This window comes from Sphingomonas sp. SUN039 (assembly GCF_024758725.1).
In the GTDB taxonomy this organism is placed as follows: Bacteria; Pseudomonadota; Alphaproteobacteria; order Sphingomonadales; family Sphingomonadaceae; genus Sphingomonas_O.
The window spans coordinates 513,068-527,221 of record NZ_CP096972.1 but is presented as its reverse complement, the minus strand read 5'-3'; the positions used below and the strand labels follow the sequence as shown (position 1 = coordinate 527,221).

General features: G+C 58.9%; 12 protein-coding genes and 1 tRNA gene. 2 read left to right on the top strand and 11 right to left on the bottom strand.

The window, feature by feature from the left end:
• Position 1: 1 nt before the first annotated feature.
• From M0209_RS02695 to M0209_RS02655, 9 genes are all read right to left on the bottom strand, one after another.
• Positions 2-919 (bottom strand): glycoside hydrolase family 16 protein, encoded by a 918-nt coding sequence (locus tag M0209_RS02695; protein ID WP_258886763.1) that lies wholly within the window; start codon positions 917-919, stop codon positions 2-4.
• 23 nt (positions 920-942) lie between these two features.
• A complete protein-coding gene (locus M0209_RS02690; RefSeq protein ID WP_408988173.1) occupies positions 943-2,442 on the bottom strand; it encodes a tryptophan halogenase family protein in 1,500 nt (499 codons plus the stop codon).
• The gene (locus M0209_RS02685; RefSeq protein WP_258886761.1) at positions 2,442-3,473 is read right to left on the bottom strand and encodes a cupin-like domain-containing protein; all 1,032 of its coding nucleotides are present in this window, start codon (positions 3,471-3,473) and stop codon (positions 2,442-2,444) included. The genes M0209_RS02690 and M0209_RS02685 overlap by 1 nt, the downstream gene beginning before the upstream one ends.
• Entirely contained in the window at positions 3,466-4,185 is a 720-nt protein-coding gene (locus M0209_RS02680; protein WP_258886760.1) for a SapC family protein, read from the bottom strand. The genes M0209_RS02685 and M0209_RS02680 overlap by 8 nt, the downstream gene beginning before the upstream one ends.
• The gene (locus tag M0209_RS02675) at positions 4,182-5,768 is read right to left on the bottom strand and encodes a tryptophan 7-halogenase (protein WP_309547048.1); all 1,587 of its coding nucleotides are present in this window, start codon (positions 5,766-5,768) and stop codon (positions 4,182-4,184) included. The genes M0209_RS02680 and M0209_RS02675 overlap by 4 nt, the downstream gene beginning before the upstream one ends.
• Before the next feature lie 72 nt (positions 5,769-5,840).
• Entirely contained in the window at positions 5,841-8,792 is a 2,952-nt protein-coding gene (locus M0209_RS02670; protein WP_408988172.1) for a TonB-dependent receptor, read from the bottom strand.
• A gap of 420 nt (positions 8,793-9,212) precedes the next feature.
• A tRNA-Leu gene (locus tag M0209_RS02665) sits at positions 9,213-9,297 on the bottom strand.
• A gap of 48 nt (positions 9,298-9,345) precedes the next feature.
• On the bottom strand, positions 9,346-9,921 hold the full coding sequence (locus M0209_RS02660) for a DUF805 domain-containing protein (RefSeq protein WP_258886756.1): 576 nt from the start codon (positions 9,919-9,921) through the stop codon (positions 9,346-9,348).
• A 23-nt stretch (positions 9,922-9,944) separates the two neighbouring features.
• Positions 9,945-11,897, bottom strand: coding sequence for a recombinase family protein (locus M0209_RS02655; protein WP_258886755.1), 1,953 nt, complete (start codon positions 11,895-11,897; stop codon positions 9,945-9,947).
• A 625-nt stretch (positions 11,898-12,522) separates the two neighbouring features.
• Here M0209_RS02655 and M0209_RS02650 point away from each other — a divergent pair.
• On the top strand, positions 12,523-12,780 hold the full coding sequence (locus tag M0209_RS02650; protein ID WP_258886754.1) for a hypothetical protein: 258 nt from the start codon (positions 12,523-12,525) through the stop codon (positions 12,778-12,780).
• On the top strand, positions 12,752-13,171 hold the full coding sequence (locus M0209_RS02645) for a hypothetical protein (protein WP_258886753.1): 420 nt from the start codon (positions 12,752-12,754) through the stop codon (positions 13,169-13,171). The genes M0209_RS02650 and M0209_RS02645 overlap by 29 nt, the downstream gene beginning before the upstream one ends.
• Before the next feature lie 70 nt (positions 13,172-13,241).
• Here the strand turns inward: M0209_RS02645 and M0209_RS02640 are convergent, their stop codons facing one another.
• Together M0209_RS02640 and M0209_RS02635 are read right to left on the bottom strand one after the other, a co-directional pair.
• On the bottom strand, positions 13,242-13,760 hold the full coding sequence (locus tag M0209_RS02640; RefSeq protein WP_258886752.1) for a hypothetical protein: 519 nt from the start codon (positions 13,758-13,760) through the stop codon (positions 13,242-13,244).
• Complete coding sequence (locus tag M0209_RS02635; RefSeq protein WP_258886751.1) at positions 13,757-14,080, bottom strand: helix-turn-helix transcriptional regulator; 324 nt, start codon at positions 14,078-14,080, stop codon at positions 13,757-13,759. Before M0209_RS02635 ends, M0209_RS02640 begins: the two co-directional genes overlap by 4 nt.
• Between the last annotated feature and the right edge of the window lie 74 nt (positions 14,081-14,154).

Here is a 14,154-nt window from a genome sequence, read left to right as displayed (position 1 = left end):
GCTACTTGCCCTCTTCGCTCGGTTGCCCGGTCGGCGATCTATCCGTCCTGTCGCGCTTCTGCCAGACACGAATCCAGTCCATTGCAAAGCGTTTGGGGAAGCCGCCTGTAGCAACGCCACCTGTTCCCCTGCTCTCTGCAAGGCCACCGCCAATGGCCAGGTTGACGATCAGGTGAAATTTTCGATCAAAAGGCGCGCCGGGAGATTTGGATCCGGTCGTCGACCATTCGTTTGAAGATCGCTCGGCATAGGTGTGGCCGTCGATTTGCCAGATCATGCGATCCCTTTGCCATTCAATCGCATAGTTATGGAAGCCCTCCAACACTTCAGGGGCATGTACCTCTGTTCCCCTATGCAGGTTTGCTGGCCATTTGCCGCCGAAGTGCAATGTGCCGAGGATCGTATCCTCCCGTCCCGTAAGACACGTCTTGCAGCGAACGCCCAGATTTACCGCCTCCAGAATATCAATTTCGCCCGATGCCGCCCATGGGCCATAGGCACCCTCTTCGGGCAGCATCCAGATCGCTGGCCATGCCCCCTGCCCCTGCGGCACGAGGGCCCGGACCTCGATACGACCGTAGCGCCATGACGCCTTGCCGCGCGTGGTCAGCCGCGCTGAGGTGTAGTCACGCGCCGCTGCAGCGGTGCGCGTGGCGGCAGTGGTTCGCTGGGACTGGGGGAAAGCTGAGCCGCTGGCGCGTTGGCGCAATGCGGTAATGACCAACTTGCCGTCGACAATCGCGGCATTGTTGCGGCTCTCCGTGTAGCACTGCCGCTCGTTATTGCCACCGCCCCAGCAATCGACGTCAGAGCTCCATTTGGTCGCATCGATTGTTGGCTGGTCAAACTCGTCGGACCAGACAAGCTGCCAGTCGTCGGCGCGCGCTGTCGGGACTATTGCCAGAAGCGCCAGCGCCAAACATATTTTGACGCAACGAACGATCACGCGGCGACGGCATTTTGAGCGCCACAATAATGGGCGACATAGGCGTCATGCTGCGGCAGGCTCGCCACTGTCTTTGCGACACTATCGCGAAGCCCGGCCAGAAGGTGGTGAAGTTCTTCGTCCGAAAGCTTTGTTGCCACCGGGTGATAGGCTTGCGGCGTGATCCCCTGCCCCATCATCACCTGAACCCAGCTGTTTTCGGCAAAAAGCTCTTCATTCTTCCGGAACACGCGGCCGGTTTCGCGGAACAGCTCGATCTTTTGCGTCAGGCTTTCGGGAATTTCCATGTCGCCGCACTGGCGCCAGAATGGACTGTCGCGCCGTTCGGTCGCCTTATAGTGCAGGATCAGGAAATCACGGACCTGTAGCATATCGGTCATTTGCTGCTCGTTGAACTCGGCAACGTCGCGTTCACTCACCGCGCCCATCGGCATCATACGGATCAGGCGCAGGACGGCGCGCTGGATCAGGTGGATGCTCGTCGATTCCAGCGGCTCCATGAACCCGCCGGACAGCCCCACCGCCACGCAGTTACGATGCCATTGCTTGCGCCGCGCGCCAGTCACGAAGCGGATGAAATTCGGTTCGGTCAGCCGCGTCCCCTCAACCGTTGAGACCAAGCGATCGAGCGCCACCTCGCGGTCAAGATAGCGGCTGCAATAAACGATTCCATTGCCCTGCCGGTGTTGCAGGGGGATGCGCCACTGCCAGCCCGCATCATGGGCAATCGCACGCGTATAGGGGATCGGCGGGCGGACACTCGATGTCTGCACGGCGATCGCGGAGTCACAGGGAAGATAATGGCTCCAGTCGTCATAGCCGACCTGCAGCGCGCCCTCGATCAGCAGCGCGCGAAATCCCGTGCAGTCGATGAACAGGTCGCCTTCGACGCGCGTGCCTGACTCGAGCACCAACGCGGCGATATCGCCCGATGCACCATCAAGCTCAACGCGTGCGATCTTGCCTTCGACCCGCCTGGCCCCATCGGCCTCTGCCATGCGCCGCAAAAAGGCCGCATAGAGCGACGAATCGAGCTGATAGGCATAATTCATCCGGTTGTCCGGCAGATGCGCGAACCGGCTCGCATGAGCTGCTTGCAGTTCGAGGCAATAGTCGTCGTAGGATGCCGAATGGCCCTTGGTCAGCCCATGCATCCAGAAATGCTGAAAGCCCGCAGACCAATGATCGCGGCCCGTCAGGCCAAAGGAGTGGAAATAGGATTCTCCATCGCGTTTCCAGTTTTCGAATTCGATGCCCAGCTTGAACGTCGCCTGGGTCTCACGCATGAAATCGGCTTCGCCGATCCCAAGCAATCGGTTGTAGGTGACCAGCGGCGGGATCGTGCTCTCGCCCACGCCGACCGTACCTATGGCATCGGATTCAACGAGCGTCAGTTCGATCGCATCACCCATCGTCCGCGCCAGCGCGGCCGCGGCCATCCAGCCGGCAGTTCCGCCGCCAGCCACAACAATCCGGCGTTTGGTGTATCCGCTCATCATCGGCTCAAAGTCCTCAAGAGAAAGGCGCGCAACCGCCCCGCGGTCTCCGCCGTCAGGGGATCAAGAACGCCACGGGCGTTTTCGGGAATATGCGCAGCCACGGCAGGGCCGCTTTCGAACACGTAATGCGCGAACATGTCGCGCCAGATGGCCTTGTCTTCGGCGGGCAGATCGCGGATCGCGAGGATAGCGTGGTTGAGGGCATCCTGCGGCTGGCCCAGGTAGCGCGGCGTGTCGCGCCACCAATAGTTGAGCAGAATGTTGAACGGCGCGAGCCCTTCAACATGGTGCCACCACATTGAGGGAATGAAGAGGGCATCGCCTGGCTGGAGCTCGGCAAGCTGCGCCTTGGCAAGCGCGTCAGCGAAGCGCGGGTAGCGGTCGAAATCGGGCGCATGGAAATCGACCATGCTCACAGCACGACCGGCCGGCGTGTTGTCGATCGGCCCGAGGTAGAGATTGCGAAATTGCTCGGGCGGAAAAAGCGTAAAGCGGCGTGCACCGGCAACACAGCAGGCCAGATTGTCAGGAAAATCATTGTGTGCCGCGATCCGCGTTGGCGTCCCTATCCACAAACTCACCAGTGGCTCGCGCGAACCCAGATCGAGCGGATTTTCCTGCTCTATGCCCACAAAATGCGTCGGGACGTCGATCGAGGCAAGATAAACGCTGGGCGGGTCGCGACGCCCCTCATTCGCGTCGATCCCACCGAAAATGTCAGTCAGCTTGCCCCGCGCCGTCCGGAAATTCATATCCATCGCCGCATCATAGAACATGCGGCCATTATGCCCTGGCTGTCCGACCGAAACCGCAAATGGCACGTCTCGCGCGCGCTCTATCAGATACTGCCTGACCTCACGGGGTGCGCGAAGGCCGGTCTGGACCATGGGCCAGTCGGCCACCAGTCCTCGGATCACAAAGGGAGACCGGCATCCCCGCAGCAATGTGTCGAGCGCCTCCGGGGTTGCCGCCTCTCGCTCGACAACCGAAGGGATCGCAGCAAAAAATATCGGATCGGCGTCAGCCACCGACAATCCGTGCGTTTTTGCGCGCGACCAGTTCGCCGAAGCGCGAAAGCGAAGCCATTGCCATGAACAGGGGCGACAAATGCCCCTCAGCATTCAGTTGGCCGAGCGCTTCCCCGTCAAGCTCTGCAAGGCGGCCCTCGTTGATCGTGTGATATCCCACAAGCGAATGACGCGAGCCGTCATTCAAAGGCACTTCAAGCGTGAACGGTTCGATCAGGTCGTAACGGATAAGCGCCTCGAAGAAGGCCGGGCTCTGCCGATGAGCATAGTCGAGGTTGCCAAGGCGCTCGGCGATCAGTTCCAGATAGGGACTCGGGCGGCCGTCTTCGTCGAACACGCGCATTCCGTCTCCACCCATCGCGATCCGCGGATGCCTCGTATCGACATGGACCCGCGGCGTATCGAACCCCTCGGCAGGGCGGCCAATAAGGAAAGGCTGGATTGCGAGCGCCATCGGGCGATAGCTGGCTGCCCAGGTCTCGCCCTGAAGGAATAAATTCTCACCGCTCTCAAACCCGAAAAGCGCCACGGCTCCAAATGCGCCGGTCTCGATGTCACGCCGGAAGACAATCGGGAAATGGCCCTGAATCTGCCGAAATTCCGCTGGGGGAGCGAGGCAAGCCATCACATTGTCGCCATATTGGGCGCCGGCGCCGGTGTGCACTCTGAGGTCGCCGTGATCGGCACTGTTGAGGATCCGGTGGTTGCTCATGTTCGGGCCATTGCTCCCTGCAGGGCGTGCGGCTTGGCTTCAACCGCGACTGCCGACAAATATGTGCGATTGGTCGGCAAGGCAGCAGTCAGGCCGCGAGATCGCTCACGCACATCAGCAAGACTCAAGACGGCCGCCGCCGACGGCTTTCCGTGCTGAGGCGGGGCGGAAAATCCCATGCCGTAAAGGACATAAAGGTGGCTTGCGGCTGGAAAGATCTCATCGATCTGCGGAAAATCCCATGAAGACGGTGGCTGTTCACGCCAAAGAACCAGCTGTTCTGTCAGGCGGGGCGGGATCGTTTCAGCTGTGCGCTGCGCCTGCCAATAGGGCTCGGGACGACGACTGAGAACATAATGCAGCTTCAAGAAATCCACGATCCGATCCCACCGGTAGCGAAACAGCGTGTTGAACCTCGCAGCGTGGATTTCCATTGTCGCCCGGCTCGCCGGAAAGTTGTCGCTTAGCGCGTTGAGCGACAGCTCGATCAAAACGATCGCCGAGGCTTCGAGTGGCTCGATGAAGCCAGCGGACAGCCCAATGGCTAGGCAATTCCGCGTCCAAAATTGCGCACGATGGCCTGTCCGAAATGAAAGCCTGCGGCGGGCAAGGTGACTGGCGTCAAAGTCTGGAAACTTCGCCCTTAGATAGCTTGCGAGCACACGCTCGGCTTGATCATCAGCCATAAATCGCGAGCTGTAGACGCAGCCGACACCGCGACGTGTCGGCAAGCCGATGTCCCATAGCCAACCCGCCTCATGGGCCGTGCCGATAGTTTGTGATGCTACAGCGCTATTTGCCGTTACGGGCACTTGCACAGCCAGCGCCCGATCATTGAATGACACATCCGACCGATCAATCCAGTCCGCCTTGCAATAGCCATCAATCAGTATTGCGGCCTGCCCCGAGCAGTCGATAAAGAAATCTCCTGCGAGTGCTCTTCCATGGCGCAGTTCGAGCGCAGCGATGTCGCCATTGTCCGACGGGACAACGCCTGTGACGTCATCCGCAATTCGAGTGATACCAAGGCGCTCAATTGCATGCTTTGCCAGCAATGCGGCAAATTTCCCGGCGTCGAGATGGTACCCATAATTCAGTGCGCCAGCATAGTCAGGCATCGCACGCTGCCGTGGCGCAAGGTCACGCGCGCAAATCGCATGCTGCGATGTCATTGCCGCAGCAAATGGCATTGTGCGACCCGCCTCGTGCCAGGCAGCCAACAGTTCGCGCGCGTCTCCAGGGGGCAAGCCAGTGAATGGATGCAGATAGCTGTCGTCAGTCGTTCCATCGATCCAGCCATCGAAACGAGAGCCCTGCTTGAACGATGCGTCGCACGCCTCAAGGAACTCCGTCTCGGAAATGCCAATGCTCGCCAGAGTTGCGCGCATCGTCGGCCAGGTGCCTTCGCCAACGCCGATTGTCGGAATGTCAGGCGATTCTACCAATGTGATCGATAAATCGGGTCGCCTGGCAGCGAGCACACACGCAGAGAGCCAGCCGGCTGTGCCGCCGCCTACAATGACAACCTGTTGAACCGAGCCGACCATCACTCCGAAACCATAGCGGACATTCGCCCAAACCAAGGAGAAAAAGAGCCGCGCTGGCGTGCAGCGCGGCTCTTTGGGTCACAGAATATGCTGATCAAGTCTCAAATGTCAGAACCCGAAACGGACGCCCGCTGCATATCGGGCATAGCCAGGAGCTGCGAAGAACACAGTCTGGTTGTTGCGCTGATGCCCGCGACGGTCTGCATTTGTGATGTTGATGCCTTCGGCAAAAATCGTGAGCCCCTTGCGGATCTCATAGCTCGCGCTGGCGTCAAACTGGCCATAGGATTCGATGTAATAGGGATCGAAGCCATAGCCCGAAAGGAAGCCGGCACGCCAGTTGTAAGCGATGCGGGCTTGAACGCCCTTTTTGTCATAATACAGCACGGCGTTCGCGCTGTTGCTGACCCCGTTTACGGCAAACTGTGGCACAGTATAGCGTACGGTATTATCGAACTGCGTGTCGCTGTTGACGATCGTGTAGTTCACGATTGCGCCGAACCCGGTTTCCCAGAAACTGTGCTGGACGGCGAATTCCCAACCCGAGAGCTTGGCTTTCTGGGCGCTGTTGGTTGGCTGCGTGATGATGAAGTTGACGAGCGGATCACCTGGTTGTCCAATGATACCATTGGTTGCCACATCGAAGCTCGCCGGAAAACGCTGCGCGATATAGGCGACCAACTGGGCGGCGGTCGCGTTCGGTCCGAGTGCTGCCCGGGCCGCTGCCGCATTTGGCCCGCCCGCTGCATTGGTCAACCCGAAGGCAGGCTGATTGACCTGCGTCTGGCTGATAAAATTCGAGACGTCCTTGTGGAAGTATCCCACCGAAATATAGCTCGTCGGCGCGTAATACCACTCTGCCGAAAGATCGATGTTCTTCGACTTATAGGGCAGCAGGCCGGGATTGCCGCTAGCACCGGTGCTGCCACCTATACGGATCGGCGAATCAAGCGTGGTACCGCCTTGCAGACTTGCATAATCGGGGCGTGTGATCGTGTGGCTGTACGACGCACGCAGTCTGACGTTCCGCACTGGCGTCATGTCGAAATCGATAGCCGGTAACAGGTTTCGATACTGCCCCGTGAGCGTCGTAAACGCCTGGTTGGCGCCATAGATGATCGCGGTTTCGTTGCCACCCGTCCACACTGTGCGGTTCGGGATCGGCACGAGGGCGGAAGAGTCGATCTTAGTGCTTTCATATCGCAGGCCGAGCCGGAGATGGGCCGGACCATCGAGAAGATCGAACGTATGCGACGATTGGATGTAGGGAGCCCAAGTGCGCTCGTGGACCGTGCGATCGGCAGTGAACTTGGCAAGGCATGTGCCCGTCGCCTGCGCAGAGGCGCAGATTCCCAACCGGCTGTTCAAAAGCGTAATCAGCCCAACCGTGTCGATCTTGAAATAGCTCGGAATGATCGCCGGATCGCCCGCACCTTCCTGACCGCGCGCATCATTGGCCAAGCCGGTGATGGTATAAAGACTGTCTGGCGTATCTGCCGCCGACAATGTGCCACCCCAGGTGTCGTTCTGGATCACGCCGAACGCCGAGCGCACCCGGTTGTCGGTCATGGTGACACCGAAATCGAGGCTGTCGATGAACGAAGAGTCGAAATCATATCCGCCCTTCAACGAAACCTCGTTGATCTCGTCGCGCATGTAGGCGTTGCGGAACGCATTGCCTGCGGGGCGGATGTTGGCCGCCGTGATCGCCGAGCCTGGATACATGGCGACCGAAATGACCGGTAGTGCATGGGTAAAATCGACGCGTTGCGACTGGACGCCGAAAATTGCGCTGCCGACTGCGATGGCGCTGCCATAGGGCGAGGTCGGCTTGCTTTCCGCCGTGGAGTGATGGCCGTCGAGTTCGAGACGAAGACCGCCCGGACCATCCCATTTGATATTGCCGCCGATCGATCGGTTGATCGAGCGATTGGCCGCAACTGCGCCAGTGATGGCGAGATCCTTGCCTTCGGCCGCAGTAAATGTCTCGGCATAGAAGTTCGGGCCTGCGGCGGGCCCATCGGTCCAGCTGCTGCTCGTATTGTTGTGATTGAACCATACACCGATGCTGTTCGTGCGTGCATCGACTGTGTTCTGGGAGAAGGTGTAATCCACGGTGGCAACCAGCGTATCGGTCGGCTTCACCTGCAAAACTAGCTGGCCGTTGATGCGTTCACGCGTAAATGTCGTGAAGTCATAGCCGGCGTTCTGGGTGACCTGATAGGTCGAATTGGGACCGGGGCGATTGGCGATGTTCGCGTAGCGCGGATCGCCCGGCAGTGCCAGCGAACCCCAGTTGTTTTCGTTGCCCAGATAGCCTTCGCGCCAGCCCGCATTGAACTGGGCCTGGCTCCCATTGCGCTTCTGGTAAGACCCACTCACGAGGATGCCGATGCGGCCATCCGCAAATGTATCGCTGATGATGCCTGAAATCTCAGGCGTGATCTTCTTACCGTCGAAGCTCGACGTATCGTAGACGCCTTTCGCGCCTATGCTGCCATGGAAGCCCGGTCGGTCCAGCGGGCGCGCTGTCTTGATGTTGATAACCGAGCCAATGCCGCCCGTGGCAAGCGTTGCCCTGCCCGACTTGTAGACTTCGACTCCCGCGATTCCTTCGGACGCCAGATTGCCGAAATCGAAACTGCGCGAGGCTGGCGCGCCATTGCTGCCGCCAAGGCTCGAGGCTGGCATCTGGCGCCCGTTGAGAAGGACAAGGTTGAAGTCCGGCCCAAAACCACGAACCGTGACCGTGGAGCCTTCTCCACTGTTACGGTCGATCGACACACCGGTGATGCGCTGCAGCGACTCGGCAAGGTTGGTGTCAGGAAATTTTCCGATGTCTTCGGCAGAAATCGCATCGACAACACCCTGCGCATCGCGCTTGATATCGAGCGAGGCGCGAAGACTTGCACGGATACCGGTGACGACAATTTCGTCTGCAGTTGAAGGGGTGTCCGCCGCAGCAGTCTGTGCCGCGACCGGCTGTGCTGCGAATCCGATCGCGAGCACCGAAGCTCCCAGCAAAAGCTGCCCAAATGCGGGTTTGCGCAATGCCTTCATACCGTTTTTCCTCCCCAAATTCGTTCGCCCGATGCCTCGGATCGCCGATTGTGAACGTTCACCTATCTGATAACGTTCACTTGGTCAAGGATAGATCAGCTCAATCAGGGCCGCACCTTCTTGGCGAACATTCTCAATCGGTAGATTCGTTGGCTCGCGTTTTGGGGGCAGTTTGGTGTCGCGTCGCGCCGTCGCTGACCGGACATTATCATAGCGCGCGGGAACGACATTAGTAAATTCCGTCACGAGTTTGGCCGGCGTATCTGCCTAGATCGGAGAGTGTGAGGTCGACATCACGCTGGAGCACTGACGGCTCCGAAATTACCCGCAAACAAATTGTGACGTCACAGGGTCACGCTCGTCTGCCGAAAGCAATCGAAGCGAGTACTTGAATCCGGCATTTTAATGTATTTTTCCAGGTGGTGCGGGCGGTGGGAATCGAACCCACACTCCTTGCGGAACCGGATTTTGAGTCCGGCGCGTCTACCAATTCCACCACGCCCGCACAGGCTGGGACGCGCCGCTTACGACGCGCGCCCCGCGCCTGCAAGCGTCAGCTGAACACGGTTTCGAGGTCTCCGCCCGGGTCTTTGGGGTCGGGACCGAAGCGGTTGGGGCCGCGGGTTCCTTCCAGGCACATGAAGACGAGCAGCATCACGCCCAGCACCAACACCGCCAGTCCGCAGATGCCGATCAGCACGGCCGCCGACGCAGCCGTCGTCGTCTCGTTTGCGCCGCCCGATGCGGCCATGCCGATCATGCCGAAGCTCAACACGAAAATCGCCACATAGGGCGCCAGCGGGGCCAGCAACCACCAGCCGCGCCGGTCGGTGTCGTGCAGGCGCCGCACCCCGACCGCGATCGACGGGATCAGCATGGCGAGGCTGAACAGCACGTTGAGAAGATAGATGATGCCCACCGCGCCACCGGCGGCCATCAGTGCCGCCGGATTGGAAGTATCGCCGCCCGCGCCCGCCGCGAACAGCGCGGCCCCGCCAAAGACCAGCATCAGAACCAGAAAACCGAGGCCGACGAGGATGTTGAACAGGAAGAACATCCAATATTCCTTCCGCCGCGAACGCCCGCTGAATTCGGCGTACCGCTTCAGCGGCATGATCATCCATTCCATCGTCTAGCTCCCCCGTTTCCCCGTCAATTCCTTGGCGCCTGCCGTCGGTAACTCAGCGCCTCGGCTATGTGTATGCGGCCCACACCCTCGCTGCCAGCCAAATCGGCAATAGTGCGGGCGACGCGCAGGATGCGGGTATAGCCACGCGCGGACAGCCGCATCGCTTCGGCGGCTTGCGCCAGCAGGCGACGACCGGGCTCGTCGGGAGTTGCGTGCTTTTCGAGGACTTCGCCATCGGCTTCGGCATTGGTGCGCGGACCGCCTTCGCCGTAACGTGCCGACTGCACCGCGCGCGCCGCCGCCACCCGGGCACGCACTTCCGCAGAACCTTCCGACGGCGGCGGCAGGACGAGATCGGCGGCGCTGACCGCAGGCACTTCGACGTGCAGATCGATGCGGTCGAGCATCGGCCCCGACACTTTCGCCTGATAGTCCGCCGCGCATTTCGGCGCACGGCTGCACGCCAAAGCCGGATCGCCGAGGTGGCCGCAGCGGCATAGCCGCGTTGCGTCTATGCCGTCAGTTGCTTGAAAAGGGAGGTGGAGAAGCATGATCTCGACATCCTCCTTTCCGATAACGATGCGGTCGGTGATCGCTTCGATGATTTGACGTTTTTCAAGGTGTGGAAGGTCGTTCCATCTTTCAGCCAGATCACGCGCCTCTCCCATCAATTCGTTCCGCGAGACGGAGGCGATTTTCAGTAGATCGAGTTGCGCTTGAACCTTGGGAAGTTCCTCGGACAGTTGCCCTATGCGCTCGCTAAGCGGGCGATGGTGGCGACCAAAATCTTCGGTCGGAATTTGTCCACTGGCGTGAAGCTCGAATATCACCCGTTCGTCAGCTTCAATCTTTTTGCGCTCGGCGACGAGAGTTTCGAGCAGGCGTTCTTTGTCGCGCATTGCCTCTTGCGCGGCGCGGTTGTGCGCTTCGATTTCATCAGGCTCGATGAGGAAATGGCGAAGCTGTTCCTGAAACACTGCTTCCAGATCGGCGACGGGAATTTTATTGCGGCAGGTGTCGCAGATGTATTTTGGCGAGTTCGACGGCACCATCATTTTGCCGCCACACTGACAAAAGGCGTAGCCCGAGAACAACTGGACATTGCGCCGTGTGATTGGCTTTCGTCGGGCTGCTACCGCTTGGAGAATGCCCTGGCATTCGTCCCACAGCTTTTCGGACACAATCGCCTCGACCGGATGATACACCCACTCGGTTTCGGGCTTGAGCGCCCATGATTTAGTGCGGTCGTCGCTGTATGTGTAATTGGCGCGGTGCAGACCCTTTGCGGTGGGGTCATCAAGCAGGTTGCGAACTGTGGTATCGGAAAACTTCGACCCGTTGCGGGTGCGATATCCGCGTTCGTTGAGGATGCGGGCGACCGTGCGCTTGCGTTGATGTTCGACGAACAGTTCATGGAGGAGCGCGCGAACCGGCGCTTCCTTAGGATCAGGCACCAACTGCCTATCGACCCAGCGATACCCAAACGTGGCACCACCGCCGAGCGGCTTGCCCATCTTGGCGCGCACCGGCACCGAGGCCCGCACACGGTCGGCAATTTCCTCGCGTTCCCATTGCGCCATTGCGGCGATCATCGTGAAGAACAAGCGACCGGCGGGAGAGCTTGTGTCAATGGCTTCTTGCAGCGAGATCAGGTCGGCGTTCGACGCGCGGAACAGTTCTGAAAATTCGAGAAGTTCACGGGTGTTGCGCGCAAGGCGCGCGAGCTTCGAGAAGACCAGCCCCGTAATATGCCCGCGCTTGATGTCGGCGAGCATCCTCTTGGCTTCGCTGTGATGCATCACCGCCTTGCCGCTCACGGCATCGAGACGATACACTTCGACGACCTGCCAGTCGCGACCTTCGGCATATGCACGCGCTCTGCGTTCGTGGTGTTCGGGGCTTTCGCCCCTCACCTGATCCTCAGTCGAAACTCTGATCCAGATACCGACACGCTTGGGTGTACCGTCGCTTGGCATATGCCGCCCTTCCCGCTTTGAACAGGAATCTTAGGAGGATCGGAGTCGGGGGCAAGGAGGTTTTTGCCTACGACATCACGCCGTCAAAACTCGAAATGGCACTCAAATTCGAGGGGGAGCAGCCCATCCAAGGGGCAGCCTACCGACAGTTATGCACCATCTGCCGACCCTAGGTTGATTAACTTTTTGGTAACCAATAAACCATTTGTTCACTTAGGGAGATTGTCGTTGGCTCGTTGCCTAGACACCCAGATGTTTGAGCGCGACAGGCCGCAGCAAGCGTCGCTTACGCCCCCGTTCACCAGACTCTGCAAGACATTTTAATGTCTGAAAGACTACGCTGCTTCGGCCAGAGCCTACTGAAAGCCGGAGACTGAAGATGGCAGTGCGCACAAGGGCTTGGAATGTAGCACGACAAGTTAAAAGCGAAGCGATCCGTGTGCGCGATTATGTGCAATCAGTAAGCGCGTCTGATACAGTATTAGGTGGGCTGTTGGGAGTGTTTGCATTTGCAAGCGACCAACATCCAAAAAATAGAACCGTGAGACTGCTAAATGTGGGGGCTGTTGCCAGCTCCCGCAAAGGGAGTTTGACGGCACCCCTCCTTGACGAAGGGAGGAGAGACATGAACGCATTTTGGGAAAGGTTGGATGCTGTTGCCAGCCAAGCCAAGCAACACTATGCGAAACTAGAAGCTACGATTGAGCCACTGCATTTCGGTGAGTGGGTTTCCATCGATGCTGAATCGGGGGCATATGTTTTTGGCGGAACACGGCGCGAGGCCTGTGAAAACTTCGAGGCTCGCTTCGGCGCAACGACCCCATCATGGACGACACAGGTAGGAATGCCTGCAAGTGTCGGTTTCGCAGACGGGTCACTATAGCCAGCGCGGGCATCCGCTCATCGAACTTGCTTTCTATGGCAAGGACGATGGTAAACCGGTCACATCACCGTTGATGGTGGACACAGGTTCTTCGTTTCAGCTGTTGGTTTTCGAGGACTGGGTGTCACTTCTAGGCTGGCCGATCACCCAACAAATCAGTTCTGCAACGATGATGGACGGTAGCGACGTCAACGGATTCGTCACATCGGGTTACGTTGGTTGGTTTGAGCAGATGACGCAGATTGAGGTTTTCGTCTGCCCATACGCGAGCGCTGCGTCGAAACGACAGCGGCGAGAACACGTAGGATATATCGGCATGGGGCTGCTAAGGCAGACCGAAATCCACCTCGCAGGATCAAGTGTACGTATTTTGAAGTCAGGGGAGGCGTAACAAACGCCTCCCCTTTTTGATCTTCATTCGGGTCAGTACCGTTCAATCGCAGATCGTCCGTTCTGGACACTCAACGAGACAGATCGTCGAAAAGTGTTAGCGCACCCATTTGGTAGTGGGTCAGGACAAGTGCAGCGGCGCAAAACATTGCCATGCGCCGATCCTCGCTCTGCCATGCCTTGCGCGGTTTTGGCTTTCGATACCCGAAGGCATCAATCTGGCGGGCAACACTTTCGGCAATTTCCTGCCGGGTCACGGCCCCCACACTGGCAAAACATGCCTTGATGTCGCCGAGGGTATAAACGGCGATATCTATGTTGCGACTGACGCACAGACTGGCAATCGCCTTATAGAGGCGAGCAATCCGTTCGCCTCGCTTGGCGACACTTTTGACATCTTCGAGCAGCAGGGTTTCCGGCAGAAAGCGATCCAGCATCCGTTCCAGTTTCTGTAAGCAGATGCCGTTCTTATCCCCTCGCGCGATGACCGTTCCCCAGTCATAAGGCGCGAACGGGCCTTCAAAGACGACATAACCGAACCCGCGCGAGGTGGCATGAAGCGCAAAGATAAGAGAGTTCTTTGGCATCATAGCTCGGTGGTTTGAGAGGTCGCGCGCTTGACCATATCGTCGAGCGTCCGCAGCTTTCTAAGTGATCGCGCGTCGGTTTTGTCGCGGAGCTTTTGATCGAGCGAAGCAGCACGGCCCATTACGGCGTTTTCAATACGGGCATATAGAACTGAAAAGAGCTTTCGGGGTTGCGTCCCGAAAACGACCTGGAGGGCAAGTGCGGTGTCGAGGCTCGTCGCCTCTCGAAAAAGCTCAAGCTCGCTAAGCGTCGATTGCGATATATCGACCAGATTGCACAGCTCTTCTTGGGTGAGGGCGGAACGATTACGGACACGGCGCACAGAATTTTTGTGAGGCATAAGGGTTGGAATTATGGCTGCGACCTAAACGGTCGCTCCATTCATCATCGCGTCGC

Excerpts from the sequence above, each read along its gene's own strand:
- M0209_RS02640 (WP_258886752.1), bottom strand. The coding sequence starts at position 13,760 with ATGATGCCAAAGAACTCTCTTATCTTTGCGCTTCATGCCACCTCGCGC.
- M0209_RS02655 (WP_258886755.1), bottom strand. The coding sequence starts at position 11,897 with ATGCCAAGCGACGGTACACCCAAGCGTGTCGGTATCTGGATCAGAGTT.
- M0209_RS02670 (WP_408988172.1), bottom strand. The coding sequence starts at position 8,792 with ATGAAGGCATTGCGCAAACCCGCATTTGGGCAGCTTTTGCTGGGAGCT.
- M0209_RS02680 (WP_258886760.1), bottom strand. The coding sequence starts at position 4,185 with ATGAGCAACCACCGGATCCTCAACAGTGCCGATCACGGCGACCTCAGA.
- M0209_RS02660 (WP_258886756.1), bottom strand. The coding sequence starts at position 9,921 with ATGGAATGGATGATCATGCCGCTGAAGCGGTACGCCGAATTCAGCGGG.
- M0209_RS02650 (WP_258886754.1), top strand. The coding sequence starts at position 12,523 with ATGAACGCATTTTGGGAAAGGTTGGATGCTGTTGCCAGCCAAGCCAAG.
- M0209_RS02690 (WP_408988173.1), bottom strand. The coding sequence starts at position 2,442 with ATGAGCGGATACACCAAACGCCGGATTGTTGTGGCTGGCGGCGGAACT.